A 16,739-nucleotide genomic window follows, 5' to 3' on the forward strand; every position below is an offset into this window, starting at 1 on the left:
CGATCCGAAAACCGATCGCCCTCAACTACCTTCAACTGTCCGGGCCTTGGCACACCAACTCAACGAGCCAGCATTACCAAAGTCACCGGTATTGCATCTAGTGCCGTGACCGCTTTGGTTCGCTGGGTGGGATCCGGCAGGATCTCACGCATGTTCGAAGAGATGCTCGAAGCGCTCTCGCAGATGATGGCCGAACACATGGCCCTGCCGTTCCCGCCAGGCTTTCGCAGCTGGACGTCGAGGACCAGGACATGGTGATGCTTGGTGCGGACACCTACGGCTACGCCCTGGGCGTTCTCAAAGGCCCGCTCGACGAACAGCGCGGCAAAGGCTTGATCCGGCTGACGGCGGTGTTCGAGAAGGTTCGCCCGGCGATCGACGACGAGTCCGGTCCTGCTGGGGTCCTCCCGGCTGTCTACCGGCCCGAAGCGGAGTCGCGGAACCGGCAGCACGACAGTTCAGTGCGGTGCATCCGACGCGTTGAGCGGGCCAGGACCGTCGCCAGCGGGATGGCAGCCAGGAGCGGGCGGCGGCCCGCACAAAGCGGGCCGCCCTTGAACCAGTAGAGAAACTCTGAACAGCTCACCAGCTGCCGTCAACGCCCTGCCAGGCACAAGAGGATCAATCTTTCTCCACTCGCTCAAGAATGAGATCAATTTGTGATTCGATCTCTTGATCCGCTGTGAGATGAAGATGCGAACCTTCATGAACGCCTTGCTGGGCAAGGGTCAACAGGTGACGTGCCAGTGAAGTCAATCCGGCGCGATTCGCCTTGATGACCACCTCCGTAGGGCCGACCTCCAACTCAATCTCAAAATCGTCGTCCCAGGCGAATTGCAGTCCTTCGCCGACGCGATGTTCTGGAACGCTCATCACAAGATCCATTGCAGCTGTCGCTCCTTTGTTGGGGCAGCAGGGAGCCGTTGATGCCCCATCAACGGCTCCCCACCCGCAGGGTCTATTCGAGATAGATGTGCCGGTTTTCGACAATCATGAACTTGCCAGGCTTCTTGGGGTTCGGTACCAATCGCTCAAAATTCATGTGCGGACCACCGCCGTGCTGCCCTGTGATATCCCGTTCGCCCAGCCTGGCAACGCGCGTGCCGTCCTTCGAGAGATACCGCCCACTACCCTTCACGGTTTCAGAATAGCCGGGGCCGATCCACTTCTGCGCCGCCTCGAGAGCTTCATTCATTGGAATCTGAGTTCCATCCACCGGATGGCCATCGTCATCGAATTTGCGGTAAGAAGTCCAGGGGCAGTTGCTGTTGTGAACCAATACCGGCGTCTCGCCTGCGAGGACATAGTACGTGTGCAGGTTGTCGACTGTCAGGTTGTAGGTCCTGGCGTTTTCACTGAAGGGACGATTGCCCTTGATCGTGACTGCGCTGCCATCGATGGTCCGCAGGGTCATGCCGGGATGCAAGTGGGCGGCATCGGTCCATGCGTTCTGCGATGGCGACCAGAAGGGGTGCTCGTTGGTGGCGGTGAGGTGGCGGTTGCCCTGAGGGGTGGCGATGGTGAGTTCGTTGAAGTTCTTGTCGTGTTCCGTGACGATGAGGCCGGTTACCGAGCGCTTCCCTGTGAGTCCGCTGACCGGGTCGGTGGCCAGTACCTGGTCCCCGGCCTTCACCGACTCGATGTTCTTCGTCGAGTGGTCCGCCATGAGCACTTTGGTGCCGGCGAGGAAGCACTTGAAGCACTTCGCCTTTTTGGCCACCCTTGAACCTTCAGCGATGTCTTCGATGCCCTCGCCGAGCTTCTTGAGGAGCCTGACCTTGCCGACCGGGAGGACGGAAATGGCGAAGGCGGTGCATGCTCCGAAGGCTGGGTTCTTAATACACTCCCTGAGGTCGTTCAGGCCGGTGATTTCCCACACCACGGCGGTGAGGGTGGGGTCGATTACGGGAGTGACGTCGCCACCGGACATCACACAGGGCAGGAGCCCGGCTATCTCGTTGCCGGTGTGAGAGACGCAGTGCGGCTTCTTGGCCTTCTCCCTCTCTTGTTGCTTGCGGGCTTCTTCGGCCTTGCGGCGTGCTTCGGCTACCTCGCTCTCGCGCTTCTTCTGCACCTCCGTCCACGCCTGGGTGGCAAGGGCGGTGGCTTCCTTGGCGCTCTTGCCGGCATCGAGCGCAGAGGCACGGGCGTCGTCGGCCGCCGAAGTGGCCAGAGAGGCCGAGCTGCGCGCATAGGTGGCAGAGAATTCCGCCTGGGCTGCGGAGGTTTCGGCATCGGCCGCGTCGCGGTCTGCTGTATTGGCGGCGTTGCGTGCGGTCTTGGCGGAGTTGGCTGCCTGGGCGGCGCTGTTCTCTGCGCTGGTGGCGGCTTTGTCGGCGTCGTCGGCGTACTGTTTGGCGAGGTTGGCGGACTTCTTCGCCCCGTCCGCGGCCTTGGCGGCTTCGTCCTTGGCGTCGCCGGCTTTGGCTGCGGCTTCTGCCGCCTTCCAGCTGTTGTGCCGGGCCTTGGCTGCTACGCCGGAGGCTTCGGCGGTCAGGCGTTGCATCTGGGCGATGTGGGTGCTGGCGAGGTGGTCCTTGCGGTCGGCCATGTACTGGCCGACCTGGATGAATTCGTGCAGCTCGTCGGCGGATCCGGCCAGGGCGATTTTGGCCGCGGCCTTCATCTCCGGGCCGCCGTCGTTGACCCGCTTGGAGGCGATGACCTGCTCGTCGGAGTTCAGCGCCGCGTACTGGCCGTTGCTGATAAAGGCGGCGAGCACTTTGCCCTTGCCGTTGGCCAGTGCGACCTTGGACGCCTCCTTGACACCGGGGCCGCCGGCGTTGTTGATCTGGGAGACGCGCACGGCGTAGTCGGTGACGGCCACGTCGTACTGACCGGTCGTGTAGAAGTCGCTGACCTGCTGGTCGGAACCCTGGAGTGCTTCTGCAGCGCCCTTGCGCACGACCTCGTAGGGGCTTTGCGTGCTGAGCTGGGAGACCTGCTCGCGGATCTCGTCCTGGGCGGCCTGCGTCCACCCGGTGCGCAGGTACTCCAGGACCTCGTCGTCCAGGCCGGACAGGGCCCTGGCGGCTGCCTCCTGGTGCCAGGGGCCGCGGATTTTCAGGGCCTTGAGGGCGAGGATGCGGCCCTTTTGCGCGATGGCCTTGGTGTCGGCGTCGGGCTTGTCGGCCTCGGCGGCCAGTTCGGCTGCTGTGGTGTCCAGGGAGCGGGACTCGACCAGGCCGGCGGCGGAGGCGGAGGTGGCTGAGGCGGTCTGTGCCGCGTGGGTCCGGGCGCGTTCGATGGCGGCGGCGGTACGAGTGGTGAGGTCTTCCGCCTCGGCCTCGCGGGCGATGGTGAAGACCTTCTTGGCCGTCGCTGCCGCCGACTCGGCTGCATCTGCTGCCTTCTTTGCCGCATCTGCGTGCTTCTTTGCCTGTTCAGCCGCCTTGGCTGATTCACCGGCATGCTTGGCAGCCTCCTCCGCGGCCGCCGCGGCGTTGTCGGCGTGCGTGGCTGCGGATTCCGCGCGTCTCGTGCCTCGTCGGCGGCGTTGGCGGACTTGCCGGCCAGAGCCTCGGCGGCGTTGGCCGCGCGGTCGGCCTCGTTGGCGTGGCGACGGGTCTCCGCTGCCGCCGCCCTCGCCTCACCGGAGTGGACGCCCGCGGCCTCGGCGTAGTTGTTGGCCTCATCGGCCGCGTCGGCTGCGGCGTTGGCGTTGCTGCTGGCGCTGCGGGAGGCCTTCGCGGCTGCGCCTGCGGCCAGCGAGGCTGCGCCGGCCTGCTTGGCCGCCTGTGCGGAGGTCCTTGCGAGGGTGGCCGCCGCGCGGGCCTTTTTCGCCATGTCTCTGGCTTCGCCTGCGCGGCCGGCGTCGGAGGCGGCGGCGATCGAGGCGTTGTAGGCGTCGTTGGCCGCATCAGCGGCATTGGCGGCCGCCGCGGCCGTTTGTGCGGCGGCGAAGGCGGCGATGCGGGCCGAGCGGTTGGCGGCGTTGGCCGCACTGATAGCCGTCTGCGATGCGGCGGCGGCAGCCCGGGCCGCGTCGGCGGCCTGCTTGGCCTTGACTGCCGCCCGCTGGGAGTCGTTCTTGGCGGCGTTGGTCTCCCGCGCCGCCTTCAGCGCGGCTTCCTTGGCCAGATCCGACGCCTCGATCGCACGCGTGGAGGCTTCCTGCGCCTGCTCCGTCGCGTCCTTGGCCCGCTTCCCGGCCAAGGTGGCCTGCTCGGTCAGCTGGGCGATGGTGGCATGTTCCTGGTCGCGATCACGCGCGACGAACTGCCCCACCTCAAGGAACTCGACGATGTCGTCGGGCGTGCCCTTGAGCGCGACCTTGCCGGCCGCCTTGACCGCCGGGCCGCCCGAGTTGATGAGTTGCGAGACCTCGACCTCGTTGTCCGTCTCCCGCGCCGTGTACTGCCCCTCAGCGAGGAACTTCGCCCGGTCTTCCGGGGTACCCTTCAACGCTGCCTTGCCGGCGTCCTTGACCCCGTTGCCCCCGAAGTTGATGACCCGGGAGACCTCGACCTCCTGGTCCTCCTCCAGCGGAGCCTTCCAACCATCCTTCAAAAACGCCCGCAGCGGCCCGGGGTTCTCCGAAGTGCTGCTCTTCAAGGCCGTCTTGGCGGCCTCGCGCACCGCAGGACCACCGGCGTTGAAGATCCGGCTCGCATCGACGTAATCGTCGTCGAACTCGATGCCGTCCCTCTGGTCAATGAACGTCTTGATGTCCTGGCCCGAGCCGAGAAGTGCCCGCTCGGCCGCCTCCTTGATCCCCGCACCGCCGTCCATCCATACGCCGACGACCAGTTCACGCATGAAAGGCAGGTCGTCGTTGTTGGTGTCCGCCGCGGAGGCGGGCCCTGCCCCCAGCAGCCCCGCCACCAGCGAGGCGGACAGCAGCATGGTCCATGTGCCACGATGCGGCGGTCTGCTTCTGCTGGATAAGGGTCCGCTATTGAGGAGCCACTCGGCTCTCTTTGTGCTTGGTCTCAGCCTCATCCGTTCAGTCCTCTCTTGTCCTTCATAGCGATCGGTAGTGCCCCAACGCCTCGTAAGTTCATTCAGCAAAGGGGGAGCACGTACGGACATGCCTCAGGGCGGGTAGATAGATCCACGCAAGTGGATCTGCTTCCGGGTCTGGCACCCGGACCGCGGAGGCGGCCGTGACGTGTTTCGGGCTTCCGCTGAGGGCAGCGTCCGGGTAAAGAATTGGCGGGCCTGTGACGGTGAACGGCGTCAGGGCATGGACAGCCCGTTCACCAGTTGGTAAACCTGGCTTGTCCCCACGGGATTCAGGACGTCAGTGGGGAAAGGCCGAGAAGCTCGACGCACGTCGAGGTCACGGTCAGCTCGTCAGCAGCGCGCACATGTTTGTGGTCACGGGCTCACGAGGATGCGTTCGGTAGCCAGGGAGGCGCTGGTGGTGTCGGGGTGGAGGGTGAGTTTCCCTCCGGGCCAGAGGGCGACGAGGTCGTTCTGGCGTGCAGGGCCGCCGAAGGCGCCGGCGGTGGCCAGCAGGGCGTCGCGCCAGGGGGACTTGGCGGGCAGCAGTCGGTGTTCGCGCCCGAAGACTTGGGCGGCGATGTTCTCGTATGCACTGACCTCGCCGTCGCTCCAGCGGACGAACAGGTCCTGGTCTCCTACTTCGGGGCGGAAGTCTCCCGCCGAGACGTCCCGGGCGTGCGGCCAGGTGGTGTCGGGTGGTTTGACGAGTTGTTTTTCGGCGTGCAGCCCTTTGGCGTCCACGTTGGAGTAGAGCGTCACTTCGCCGTCGGTCCAGGTGACCATGAGGTCGTCGCTGCGTGTGTTGCCTCCGCCGAAGCGCCCGGCGGCCATGGTGCTCGCGTGGGTCCAGGTGCCGTTGGCGCCCTTCAGCTCCACCTTGTCCGTCAGCTTGGTTTTTTCGTTGACGTCCTTGTAGAGGGTCAGTCCGCCGTCGGTCCAGCGGACCAGGAGGTCGTAGTTCGCGTCACCGGTGAAGTCGCCGGCGGTGATGACCGCGGCCTGCTGCCATGCCTTGTCCTTGCCGAGCTGGATGTCCTTGCCGAAGCCGTATGCGCCATTACCCGGGTAGAGGGAGAGCTCGCCATCGGACCAGCGCACGATCAGATCACTGACGCTGTTGCCTACCGGGGCGGTGTGGAAGCGGCCGGTCGTCATGCCCTTGGCGTGGGTCCAGGTGTCCGCGGAGCCCATGGACGTACTGGTGCCCGGATCCGGGTTCGACGGTGTGCCGGTCAGGGCCTGCCGGTAGAGCTGGAAGACGTCCTTGTCGAATTGAGAGGTGTAGCTGGTGTGGTCGTACGGGCCGCCAGTCTTGTAACCGCCGATGACGCCGACGAGGTTGCCACGCCGCCCGTCGAAGTTCTCCAGGAAGGGGCCGCCGCTGACACCCGTGCGGAAGCCGTCGCACTTGATTTCCATGAACCGGCCCTGGAAGGCGGTGGTGTCATTGGTGCACTGGAGTGGAGTCTTCTGGCCGCCGGGGTAGCCGACGAGCGTCACGGCTTTGCGTGCGAGCTGGGCTGTGGGGACGGAGGTGAGTTCGTTGCCGCGTCCGACGGCGTCCTCCAGGAGCTGCCCCTGGACGTTCGGGCCGACACTCAGGAAGGCGAAGTCGACATCGTCATCGGGAGTTGATGCCCGGTAGCGGGCATCGATCCAAGTTTTCCCTTCCTGCGCCGGAAAGATGCCATAGGGAGCTTCCCCTGCTTGCCCGGCCGTCGATGTTCCGGTGCGGTAGCCGGGCACAAACGCGAAGTCCCGGTGTCGGGGGTCACCCTTGAGGCAGTGCCCCGCCGTGATGACGAGGCTCTTGGTAGGCGAGGCCACCGCACTGGCGGTGCAGAACTGGTCCGGGGTGGCCGAGCCATCGGTGGTACGAATCAGGAATACGCCGACCGTGGCGATCCCCTCGGGCACCTGGCGGGACGGCTCGCTTGCCAGGGAGTGCTTACGATTTCGTCCGGCTCCTGGCGGCGCTTTCGAATCGGGCTTACGGGACTGCGCGGCGTCCACCGGAACGGCGGCGCGGATGCGGGCAGGTGTCCAATACCGCTGTGCCTTACGTGCGTTGTCGATCTGGTCCTTGGCCGCGTCATGTGCAGAACCGTGCCCTGTGGCCGGCGGAATGACGGTGGAGCTCGCTGTGGCACGCTGCGAACCAGGGGAACCTGGCCCCTCGTGGGGGAGAGCGGCCGCCGAGGCAGTGACGGCCAGCGACGCGCACAGGGCCAAGGCAGTGGCGGGTAACCACGGTATGTGTCTCATGGAGCTTTCCGTTGTGGTGTCGGGGTGTGGAGGCGGGGTCAACCGGACGTGGCTGATCGAGATGTTCCATCGGTGCCGCGTGACACGGCGGGGGCACCAGCCATCCCGTCGCATCACGCGGCGTTGGCTCAACCGACGATCTTTACCTCACTGGGCTTGCCACCAGGTTCCAGGCCCGGGTACATGCTGAGCGCGCCGTTCGCGCGCCGCACGAGGACGTCGTGGATCCGCTCGTTGCCGACGAAGGCGCCGGCGTTGAGGACGGTGGCGTCGTTCCAGTCGGTCTTCGGCTTGAACAGCTGGCTCTCGCCGTGGAAGCCCGCGGTGTCGAGGCCCGGGTAGATGGTGGCTTCGCCGTCCGACCACCGCACCAGCAGGTCCATGGTCTTCTTGCCGGTGAACTCTCCGGCGCTGATCTGGGTGGCGTGTGTCCAGGTGGTGTTCTTGTTGACGAACACCTTCTGGGCCTTGTCCGCCACGCCGTTGGTGTTGATGTCGGGGTGGAGAGTGACGCGGCCGTCGTCCCAGGTCACGAGCAAGTCGCCCCGCTGCCGGCTCGCCGAGTAGCGGCCGGCGGTGATCTGCGTGGCATGCGGCCAGAGGGTGTTCTTGGCCGTGGCAAGCTGCTTCTCCCCGTGGAAGCCCGTGGCGTCGACGTGGGTGTACTGGGTCAGTTCCCCGTCGCCCCAGCGCACGACCAGCCCGTCCGTACCGCCGCCGAAACTGGCACCGGTGATCTGCTTGGCATGCTGCCAGATACTGGTCTTGCCCGGCTCCGGCGGCTTGGCCAGCTGGTACTCGGCGGCGAAGGGGTGGCGGGGGTCCTTGTCGTCGGAGCCCTGGTAGAGGGTGACTTCCGCGTCGGCCCAGCGCACGATCATATCCATGTGCCGACTGCCGCCGGCCGAGCCGCCGGTGAAGTAGCCCGACGCGATGTGGGTGGCCTTCTCCCACGGCGCGGCGGCGAAGACCGGACGGTAACGGACCTGCTGCACCCACGCGCCCAGGTCATCCACCCGGGCATCGACAGCGCCCGTGCGAGCCTCGGCCGGATCAGTGCCCAGACAACCCCCTTGCCAAGAGACGCTGTTGACGGCGACCAGTTCCATCCGGCCACCGCTCTCACGCAGCGCCGGACCGCCGGTGTCGCCCGAGCACACAGCCGCGCTCTTCCCGGTGATCTCCAGCTTCCCGTCCTGCACCGCGTCCACCGCGAAGGCGGCCGCGTGCAGCGTATCGGGCACCCACTCCGTCCCGGTCCGGCCGAAACCGATGACCTTCAACTCCTCACCCTGCACAGGAGGAGCCGAAGCGACGGTCACAGGCGTGACACCACTGACCGGCTTCGCCAGCTGGGCCATCACCACATCGCGCCCCGGATAAGGCACCACCTGGGTGACGTCAGCGACCGTTCCCGCCAAACCAGTCAGGTCGGCCCGGCCGACAGTCGCCATAGTCTTCCACTTCGGCGCACCCTCGGCGACCGTCGGGCTCTTGGGGTCGTCGGCGAAGCAGCCGGCAGCGGTGAGCACCCACTGCTTGTCCACCAGCACGCCCGAACAGCTGCGCTTGCCGTCACCGATGTCGAGCTTCACAGCAAACGTGTAGGACCCGCCCGAGGCGGCGCTGCCACCGGCGACTGCGTACGCCGGCACACCCATCATGAGCGAGGCTGCACATAATCCTGATATCCACGCGGCGCGCGAACGTCTGCCCATCACTCACACTTTCCGTTCGATCGAAGAGGTGGCACAGTTCCGGGCACGCACGCTCAAGAGCGCGCCCCTGCCCACTTGTTGGCTGGAGGTGTTGCCGCCGTACGGCGTCAGCTGGTGACGCGCAGTTCCACAAGGACCGAGCGCTTCTCGGAGCTGCCGGCCTCACCCAACGGCTTGTAGTCGTTCTTAGGCGCGTTGATGACGGTCTCCTTGCCGCCTGCGGTGATCGTGGCCTGCACCGGGTGCCCCACGGTCCACATGCCGAAGGCGTCAGCCAGTTCCATCGTCAGGTAGCCCTTGGTGCCACGGACCGCGAAACAGAATTCCTTCGCGCCGGTACGGGACTTGACCATGATGTTGTAGGCGGAGTCGCAGCCGGTCAGCACGATGTGACCGTCGCCCCGCTTCAGGGAGATCCCCTGATCCTGCAGGATCCGCGCGGCGTTCGGGTAGCTGAAGTCCTCGACCGCGGAGGGCATATCGGATGCGGCGGAGCCCGCGGTCGAGGGAGGCGAGTCGTCCTGCGGCGCGGCCTGCGCCATCGTCAGGCCGGCCATCACAGCCGACACTGACATTGCGCCAACAAGGCTGGATATCAGCGCCTTTCGGGCACGAGGTATCACCACGGCGTCCTTCTGCTCAAAGGGGTGAATGTCAGCATGTGTCGTTGCAGTGAAGAAGTAAAGCATATGTAAGGCATGTGTGAACGCGCACATGTCACGCTCGTGCCGACGGTTGCCAACTTCCGGCCACTCACCTCGAGCCCGTTGCGCGTCCCTACGCCCCTGCCTCTGCTGCCAGACGCTCCAGGAGTACCACTACGCCTGGATTGGCACGCTCCAGACGTACTGGCTCTGCGGCCCCGACCTCGGCCCGAAGCTGGTTGCCGCGGTCGACGGCACCGACCCGGCGGTAGGTCGTGAAACGATCTTGGTATGGCGCGTGGAGACCTGATCGACGGACAATGGGCCCGGTTGGAGGCGGTGTTGCCGCCGCTGCCGAGGATGGGCTGCAAGCCCCGGGACCGGCGGCAGGTCTTCGACGGGATCTGGTGGCGAGCCCGCACGGGCTCGCCGTGGCGGGACATACCCGAGCGGTATGGACCGTGGGAGACGGCATACACCCTATTCCGACGTTGGCAGATCGACGGGACCTGGGCTCGCGCCCTGAAGAAGTTGCAGGTCAAGGCCGATGCAGCCGGGCACATCGAGTGGGAGGTGTCCGTCGACTCCACGATCCGCCGGGCCCACCAGCACGCCGCAGGGGCTCGCGAAAAGGGGATCACGATCCGGGCCGGTCGCGTCCGGACGGCCTGGCGGCCGAGCCGGCCGACCACGCGATCGGGCGTTCGCGTGGCGGCCAGACCACAAAGATCCACCTGGCCGTCGACGCCTCCTTCCACGTCCTGGCGGCCGTTGTCACCGCCGGCCAGCGCGGAGATGCCCCGGTGTTCACCGAGGCCATGGACTGCCTCCGCGTTCCCTGCACCGGCGGCGGGCACCCGCGCACCTGACCTGCTCCTGGCCGACCGGGCGTTATCTCCTTGACCGCCCTCGCTGGGCGATGTTCCACGTCACGGAGGTTGTCCGGTCCTCGGGTTCATGACCGGACATGACGTGGCGTCGGTTTCAGGTGTCGTTCCGACGAGTGCGCACTTTCACTGCTGGAGATTGGGCTTCAAGCAATCCAGCCTTGGCCATATCGTGCGGGTCTCGCGGCACCCCGCCCCGGACACCTCCGGGCGACCACCGCTTCCCTGACATGCTCTTGTTCCCTCGCGCTTTCGCGTCCAGGTAAGTCAGGTGACCCAAGAACCTCCCTCCGAGTTCCTCCCGACTGCGTCGGGGATACAACGGTGAGGTCGACCCGGAGCGCGGTACTGGCCTCACGACCAGCCCGTTTCTCCGGGTCGCCTCCCGAACCCGGCGTGCACCGCTAAGCGCACCGGGCTCTCCACAAGTCCCGTGCGTTTGTGTTCACTTCATGCTGTGCTCGGCCAAGGCGTCGGGATGCGTGTTCCCCGGTAGTAGTAGCGCTTGGCGCTCACCCTTGCCGGGTCGAACAATTCCATCCCGCCCTCGGCGGGCCATATGCCGTAGCGTCGGCGTAGTACCTTCCAGGGAACACGCCGGTGCTTGCGCTCCTGCCATCTGACGATCTCCTTCCAGAGGTAGGCCCTCAGATAGCTGAAAGTCGCATTCGAGCATCCGTACTTGAAGTACGCGGTCCATCCCCGCAGCATCCGGTTGAGCTGACGCAGCAGGTCTTCGAGCGACAGGTTCGTGCTCCGCCGGCAGACCGTCTTCACCTTGGCCATGATGGTCACCAGGGCCTTCTTGGCCGGATAGATGTAGACGTATCGTTTGCCGGTCCCTCGCTTCCGGTGACGCTGGATGCGCCATCCGAGAAAGGCAAGGCCCTCGTCGATATGGGTGATCAGGGTCTTCTCCGGCGACAGGCGCAAGCCCATCGTGGACAGAACCCCGGCGAGTTCTTCCCGCAGGGCTTCGGCGTGCGCCTTGGTGCCCGAAACGAGCAGGCACCAGTCGTCCGCTTATGCCGCATGCCGGGTTATGCCGAACCGCGGGGGCGGGAGTGTAGTGGAGCTGGCGCCCGGACCAATGCGGTCGGCATAACCTGGCTGCTGTTCAGAGTGTTTCGAGAAATGCCAGCAAGGTGTCCGGGGCGGTGTAGCGTCCGGGTGGGCTCCCGGCGGGGGCCGTGCGGGCGAGTGCGCGTTCCTTGATGCTCATGTCGGCGTGCAGATAGATTTGAGTGGTTTCGGTTGATTCGTGGCCGAGTCAAAGAGCGATCACCGAGATGTCGACTCCTGCGTGGAGAAGCGCCATCGCCGTGCTGTGCCGCAGGGTGTGCGGTGTGACGTGTTTGCTGGTCAGCGACGGGCAGGTGTCCGCGGCGGTCCGGGTGTGTTTGGTGACGAGGCGTTCGACGGCATCCCGGCTGAGCGGGGTGCCGCGGCGGGTCGGGAACAGCGGGTCGCCGTGCTCACCGCCGCGTTCTCGCAGCCAGATCTTGAGTACTTTGACGGTGCTGCTGGTCAGCGGGGTGCACCGGTCTTTGCGGCCCTTGCCGTGACAGCGCAGATGAGGGCCGGTCTTCAGGTGGACGTCCTGGAGGGTAAGGCCGGTGAGTTCGCTGACCCGTAGTCCGGTGTGGACGCCCGTCAGTAGCAGGGCGTGGTCACGGCGTCCGGTCCAGGTGGTGCGGTCCGGTGCGGCGACCAGGGCGTCGGTCTCCGCCGTAGTCAGGTAGTTGACGATGGCCCGGTCGAAGCGTTTGGGCGGGATAGCCAGGACGCGCTGGACCACCGCTGCATGCTCGGGGGCCCGCAGGGCCGCGTAGCGGAAGAAGGAACGGATCGCTGCCAGGCGCGCGTTGCGGGTCGCGGTGGTGTTGCCGCGGGCGGTTTCCAGGTGTTGGAGGAACGCTCCGATGGCCGGTGCGTCCAGGTCGGCGATGTCAGCTTGAATCCCAGGCGGCGGCGCATGGCCAGATAGTCTTCCGCGTGCTGTCGGATCGTGGTCACCGCGCACCGCCTTCCGGCCACGGCTGTGCCAGGGCCCGCAGTGCCGTGTGGTCGACCTTCGCGTAGACGGCGGTGCTCAACTGGCTTCGGTGCCGCAACACTTGCCCGACCTCGGGCAGTGGGGCCCCGGCCTGCAGGATGGTGGTGGCCAGGCTGTGGCGGAGCCGGTGGGCTCCCAGCCGCGGCAGTCCGGCCCGGTCGCAGGCCCGCCCCATGATCGCCCGGATACAAGTCCCGGTGAGGCCCTGATAGGGGGCCCGGGCAGTGACGAACAGGGCCGTTGCCGAACACCGGGGCCGAGCACCGGTCAAGTAGCCGGCCAGGGCCTCGCCCACCTCGGCTGGCAGCGGAAGCCTCTCAATGCGGGACCCCTTGCCCCGCACGGCGATCTGGCCGTCCCGCCAGTCGACATCGGTCAGCCGGCGAGCGGCGACTTCCGCACCGCGCAGTCCCAGCCGGGCGAGCACCACCAAGATGGCCCGGTCCCGCCGCCCCGCCGGGGTCCGCAGATCCGGAGCGGCCAGCAGCGCGGATATCTGCTGCGGCGCCAGGCCGCGGGGCAGGGAATCCAGCCGCCAGCCCGCCACCGCCGGAACCGCCCCAGTCAGCGGTGCCGGGATCCGGCCGTCCACATGCAGGTAACGCAGCAGCGACCGGACCGCGGTCACCAGGGCCTTCGCCGACCAGACGCTCTCAGCCCGGGCAGCGTGCCGGACCATGAACGCGGTCACCCGCGCGGCATCCAGACGTGCCAGCGACTCCTCCAACGGCTCGGGCAACGCGTCGAGGAACTTGCGTGCCTGCCCGCAGTAACAACGGACGGACTCGGCCGCCAGACCACGTTCCCCCCTCAGATAGGCGCCATAATCCGCCAGCAATTCCTCCACCGCACCGCCGCCGACCGCAGCCGGCCCCGGTATCGCGCCACCGCCCCGCAGAACCCCGATCACCGCGCCGAGCGACCGCCTCGCCACCGGCTCCGACCGGCACACCGCCCGCCGGAAGGCCAGAAACTCCTCCAGCCGTGACGGCGTCAGCTCGGCCGGGGCGATCTCCCGCCGCTGCATCCAGTCACTCAACCGCCTCAGCATGCGGACCGCGTCCGTCACCGACCCGGCCGCATACCCCAGGGACGCCAACTCCGTCCGCAGCAACGGCTCATACGGCGCCAACGCTCCCACCGTCACCAGCGGCACCGGACCGCGGCGCCGCCCTCCGATCACATCCATGATCCTCTCCTGCCTGGAGGCCAACTCGCCTACACAAACAGGGATATGACGCCGCACAGCACACGACACGGGTTATGCCGAACCTTCCAAAACCAGATACCAGGTCCACTACACTCCCGCCCCCGCGGTTCGGCATGACCCGGCATGCGGCATGAGCCGACCTATGCCGAGTTCGGCATAGATCCGCATACCGCACGAGGCGGTAGTTGGGCAGACCTTGGCGTCGTCGCTTGGCCCTTCCATACGGGCTGGCTCCTGGCCCGCCCGGCCCTTGGGCGATGTACTCGTCCAAGACCGAGAGAGCCACATTGCTCAGCAACGGGGAGGGAATCGACCCCTGCGGAGTTCCGGCGTCGGTATCCACCAGCGTGCCGTCCTCGTCGAGGATGCCCGCCTTCAGGAATGCCTTCACCAAGGCCAGGACGCGTTTATCTCCGACGCGCTCCCGCACCCGATCCATAAGGGCGGAGTGCGAGATCTCGTCGAAGCAGGCTTTGATGTCACCCTCAACCACCCACTCATACGAGCGGGATGCGAAATGGTGCACCTCTGCCACCGCGTCGTGAGCCCGGCGATTCGGACGGAACCCGTAGGAACACGGGCGGAAGTCCGCCTCGAAAATCGGCTCCAACACCAGCTTCAAGGGCGCCTGAGCCACCCGGTCGCGAATAGTCGCGATCCCCAGATAGCGGACCTTGCCGCCAGCTTTGGGAATCGCGCGTCGCCGCGCCGGGAGGGGCCGGAAGATGCGAGCTTTGAGATCCTCTCGCAGTTCCGAAAGGAACCCCTCCAGCCCGCGCACGGACTCGATGTAGTAGGCGGTCTCGCCATCTACTCCTGCCGTGCGTGCGCCCTTGTTGTTCCGCACCCGATCCCAGGCAACCATTAGGAAGCCCGGGTCGGCAGCGAGGTTGTACAGATCATCGAACCTGCGATGAAGATCATCACTGGCCCAACGGTGCAGCTTGGTCTGGATTTCCAGTACCCGGCGTTCCGCCTTGAGTAAGACGTATTCCAGCTCGTCGGTATTCACCAACGACCTCCCGGCATTCCAGTATCCGTACTGCTGACTTGCTGGCCCCCTTCGCCATGCACGGGCCTCTCGCCCGTTCGGACTACTACGGGGCCTCCGCCCCATCCCGCACCTTCGACAGACGACGCATCTATCCCAAGAACCCGGATGGATACCGGGCCAAGGGAGTGATGTGGGATGGTTCCCGTGTTCACGGTGAATCGATCGATCAGTCCGGCATCCAGCTTTGCCCCGGCAGCATCGCCACGGTTACGCCGCAGGCTTTCACCATGACCTCCCCACCGACACGCCAAGTCGACTACGGAGTCAGCCCGCCCAATGAGCAGACTGTGCACTGCAACCCGGCCCATATCCACCAGATTTGAGCCGGTGCCACGCTTACGGAGCTTTACCACTGATTCCTCTCGTATGCCCTCTGATCTCGCTCGCCGGACCCGGCCCGTCTGGCAGTTCCCGGCCGTCCCGGCTTTGTCAGCGCTGCTTCCCGCCCTCCCCGGCGTCTCCCGGGTCGGGCTGCGCTCAGCTCCCACCAGCCTGCTGCGACAGGCTGGCGAGGAGGTCTTGCACCTCCTTCGATTCACCGCGCCTCACGGCGCACTGGCGCCTCGTGGCGCACCCACCCGATACGGCAAGCTCGCCGTCCGCTACGAAGCCACCGTCCAACTCACCTTGATGCGGCAGGCACTGTGACCACATCTCAAACACGACCCAGGCGTCATTATTGCGACTGCTCGTGCCGGGCGAATGTGGCGATCAGGTCGTGGGCTGTGTTGTTGTCGGAGTCGGTCCCGTGGGCCTCGGCACCTTCAAAGACGGCGGCTTCGGCGCTGCGGGGGAACATGGCCTGCTCGTATTCGGTGAGGGCGGCCTCGATGTCGTCGGGGTGGGCGGCGAGGGCCTTGCCGAGTTCGGCGCCGTCGAGCATGGCCAGGTTGGCGCCTTCGCCGTTCGGGGCCGCGAGGTGGGCGGCGTCGCCGAGCAGGGTCACCCCCGGCACCCGGTCCCACCGGTGCCCGGTCGGCAGGGCGTGGAGGGTGCGCAGGACCGGCGCGGTGTCGGAGTCGGTGATCAGCGCGGTGAGCTCCGGTGCCCAGCCGCGGAACTCGTGTGCGATCCGCGCGGTGGCCGCGGCGGCATCGGTGAAATCGATGGCGGCGAACCAGTCCTGCGGCTCGGACAGCCCCACGTAGGCGTGCAGAGTGTCGTCCCTTTCCCGGTGGGCGAAGACCTCCCTGCCCGGCGTGAGCGCGATCATCGACCCGTCGCCGACCGCCTTCGCGGCGGCGGGGTGCCGGGCGTCGGCGTCGAACAGGTAGGTCTCGACGACCGACTTGCCGGTGTACTCGGGGGTGGCGGTGGAGAGCAGTGGCCGGACCCGTGACCACGCGCCGTCCGCGCCGATCAGCAGGCTCGTGATGACGGTGCTGCCGTCGGCGAAGGTCACCTCGTGGCGGCCCTCGCCGAGGGTACGGCTGCTGCTGACCTTGTGGCCCCATCGGACGGTGCCGGCCGGGAGCGAGTCGAGCAGGATCTGCCGCAGCTCGCCGCGCTGTACCTCGGGGCGTCCACCCGTGCCGTCGTCGGCTTGGTCGAACAGGACGGTCCCGTCCGGGTCGAGGATCCGCATCGCCTGGCGGCCTTCCAGGATGAGGTCACGGAACTCGTCCATCAAGTCAGCCGATTTGAGGGCGAGTTGCCCGTTGTAGTCGTGAATGTCGAGCATCCCGCCCTGCGAACGGGCAGCCGGGGAGGGCTCCGCCTCGTAGACGGTGGCCGGGATGCCGTGGACGTGCAGGACGCGGGCGAGCGTGAGGCCGCCGAGCCCGGCGCCGATGATCGTGACGTCGGTGGTCATGGAGCTTCCTTCCTGATGTGGACCGCTGGGCGGACTCCCGGCAGGTCACGCCGGGAGCGCCGTTCCAGTAAGCCGGGACGATGCGATGCCGGTGGCCGGGCCGTTGATGGCCGGCGCCAACCAGCTCCAATGTCCCGGCAGCCAT

General features: G+C 66.6%; 15 protein-coding genes and 1 pseudogene. 3 read left to right on the plus strand and 13 right to left on the minus strand.

What is annotated here, in order from left to right; all coding sequences use genetic code 11:
• Positions 1-59: 59 nt before the first annotated feature.
• From ACWGJY_RS17380 to ACWGJY_RS17415, 8 genes and pseudogenes are all read right to left on the minus strand, one after another.
• Positions 60-452: a hypothetical protein gene (locus ACWGJY_RS17380; RefSeq protein ID WP_453261657.1), complete on the minus strand. Its 393-nt coding sequence runs from the start codon at positions 450-452 to the stop codon at positions 60-62.
• Positions 453-621: 169 nt separating this feature from the next.
• On the minus strand, positions 622-885 hold the full coding sequence (locus tag ACWGJY_RS17385; protein WP_453261658.1) for an Imm32 family immunity protein: 264 nt from the start codon (positions 883-885) through the stop codon (positions 622-624).
• A gap of 73 nt (positions 886-958) precedes the next feature.
• Entirely contained in the window at positions 959-2,905 is a 1,947-nt protein-coding gene (locus tag ACWGJY_RS17390; protein ID WP_453261659.1) for a polymorphic toxin-type HINT domain-containing protein, read from the minus strand.
• A 117-nt stretch (positions 2,906-3,022) separates the two neighbouring features.
• A pseudogene (locus tag ACWGJY_RS17395) lies at positions 3,023-3,085 on the minus strand (hypothetical protein); the annotation flags it as partial.
• Complete coding sequence (locus ACWGJY_RS17400; protein WP_453261660.1) at positions 3,064-4,845, minus strand: ALF repeat-containing protein; 1,782 nt, start codon at positions 4,843-4,845, stop codon at positions 3,064-3,066. The gene ACWGJY_RS17400 and the pseudogene ACWGJY_RS17395, both read right to left, overlap by 22 nt.
• Before the next feature lie 474 nt (positions 4,846-5,319).
• On the minus strand, positions 5,320-6,864 hold the full coding sequence (locus ACWGJY_RS17405) for a trypsin-like serine peptidase (RefSeq protein WP_453261661.1): 1,545 nt from the start codon (positions 6,862-6,864) through the stop codon (positions 5,320-5,322).
• Between the two features lie 476 nt (positions 6,865-7,340).
• The gene (locus ACWGJY_RS17410) at positions 7,341-8,930 is read right to left on the minus strand and encodes a S1 family peptidase (protein ID WP_453261662.1); all 1,590 of its coding nucleotides are present in this window, start codon (positions 8,928-8,930) and stop codon (positions 7,341-7,343) included.
• A 107-nt stretch (positions 8,931-9,037) separates the two neighbouring features.
• The gene (locus ACWGJY_RS17415) at positions 9,038-9,619 is read right to left on the minus strand and encodes a hypothetical protein (RefSeq protein WP_453261663.1); all 582 of its coding nucleotides are present in this window, start codon (positions 9,617-9,619) and stop codon (positions 9,038-9,040) included.
• A gap of 246 nt (positions 9,620-9,865) precedes the next feature.
• On the opposite strand from ACWGJY_RS17415, the gene ACWGJY_RS17420 reads away from it, so the two are divergent.
• The gene (locus ACWGJY_RS17420; RefSeq protein WP_453261664.1) at positions 9,866-10,477 is read left to right on the plus strand and encodes an IS5 family transposase; all 612 of its coding nucleotides are present in this window, start codon (positions 9,866-9,868) and stop codon (positions 10,475-10,477) included.
• A 434-nt stretch (positions 10,478-10,911) separates the two neighbouring features.
• On the opposite strand, the gene ACWGJY_RS17425 is transcribed toward ACWGJY_RS17420, so the two are convergent.
• From ACWGJY_RS17425 to ACWGJY_RS17440, 4 genes are all read right to left on the minus strand, one after another.
• Entirely contained in the window at positions 10,912-11,400 is a 489-nt protein-coding gene (locus ACWGJY_RS17425; RefSeq protein ID WP_453261665.1) for a group II intron maturase-specific domain-containing protein, read from the minus strand.
• 331 nt (positions 11,401-11,731) lie between these two features.
• Positions 11,732-12,484 carry a tyrosine-type recombinase/integrase gene (locus ACWGJY_RS17430; protein WP_453261666.1) on the minus strand — a complete coding sequence of 251 codons (753 nt, stop codon included), beginning with the start codon at positions 12,482-12,484 and terminating at the stop codon, positions 11,732-11,734.
• The gene (locus tag ACWGJY_RS17435) at positions 12,474-13,706 is read right to left on the minus strand and encodes a site-specific integrase (RefSeq protein WP_453261667.1); all 1,233 of its coding nucleotides are present in this window, start codon (positions 13,704-13,706) and stop codon (positions 12,474-12,476) included. Before ACWGJY_RS17435 ends, ACWGJY_RS17430 begins: the two co-directional genes overlap by 11 nt.
• Entirely contained in the window at positions 13,636-14,739 is a 1,104-nt protein-coding gene (locus ACWGJY_RS17440) for a reverse transcriptase domain-containing protein (RefSeq protein WP_453261668.1), read from the minus strand. The genes ACWGJY_RS17435 and ACWGJY_RS17440 overlap by 71 nt, the downstream gene beginning before the upstream one ends.
• A gap of 38 nt (positions 14,740-14,777) precedes the next feature.
• Between ACWGJY_RS17440 and ACWGJY_RS17445 the strand changes: the two genes are divergently transcribed.
• Entirely contained in the window at positions 14,778-15,104 is a 327-nt protein-coding gene (locus ACWGJY_RS17445) for a hypothetical protein (protein ID WP_453261669.1), read from the plus strand.
• A 196-nt stretch (positions 15,105-15,300) separates the two neighbouring features.
• Entirely contained in the window at positions 15,301-15,429 is a 129-nt protein-coding gene (locus tag ACWGJY_RS17450; RefSeq protein ID WP_453261670.1) for a hypothetical protein, read from the plus strand.
• Between the two features lie 28 nt (positions 15,430-15,457).
• On the opposite strand, the gene ACWGJY_RS17455 is transcribed toward ACWGJY_RS17450, so the two are convergent.
• Positions 15,458-16,594 (minus strand): FAD-dependent oxidoreductase, encoded by a 1,137-nt coding sequence (locus tag ACWGJY_RS17455; RefSeq protein ID WP_453261671.1) that lies wholly within the window; start codon positions 16,592-16,594, stop codon positions 15,458-15,460.
• Between the last annotated feature and the right edge of the window lie 145 nt (positions 16,595-16,739).

Source organism: Streptomyces sp. NPDC054765 (genome assembly GCF_053612065.1).

What these genes read in the sequence shown, in the direction of transcription:
- ACWGJY_RS17385 (WP_453261658.1), bottom strand. Translation starts at nt 885, where the DNA reads ATGGATCTTGTGATGAGCGTTCCAGAACATCGCGTCGGCGAAGGACTG.
- ACWGJY_RS17400 (WP_453261660.1), bottom strand. Translation starts at nt 4,845, where the DNA reads ATGCTGCTGTCCGCCTCGCTGGTGGCGGGGCTGCTGGGGGCAGGGCCC.
- ACWGJY_RS17410 (WP_453261662.1), bottom strand. Translation starts at nt 8,930, where the DNA reads ATGGGCAGACGTTCGCGCGCCGCGTGGATATCAGGATTATGTGCAGCC.
- ACWGJY_RS17415 (WP_453261663.1), bottom strand. Translation starts at nt 9,619, where the DNA reads ATGCTTTACTTCTTCACTGCAACGACACATGCTGACATTCACCCCTTT.
- ACWGJY_RS17420 (WP_453261664.1), top strand. Translation starts at nt 9,866, where the DNA reads ATGGCGCGTGGAGACCTGATCGACGGACAATGGGCCCGGTTGGAGGCG.
- ACWGJY_RS17425 (WP_453261665.1), bottom strand. Translation starts at nt 11,400, where the DNA reads ATGGGCTTGCGCCTGTCGCCGGAGAAGACCCTGATCACCCATATCGAC.
- ACWGJY_RS17435 (WP_453261667.1), bottom strand. Translation starts at nt 13,706, where the DNA reads ATGGATGTGATCGGAGGGCGGCGCCGCGGTCCGGTGCCGCTGGTGACG.
- ACWGJY_RS17455 (WP_453261671.1), bottom strand. Translation starts at nt 16,594, where the DNA reads ATGACCACCGACGTCACGATCATCGGCGCCGGGCTCGGCGGCCTCACG.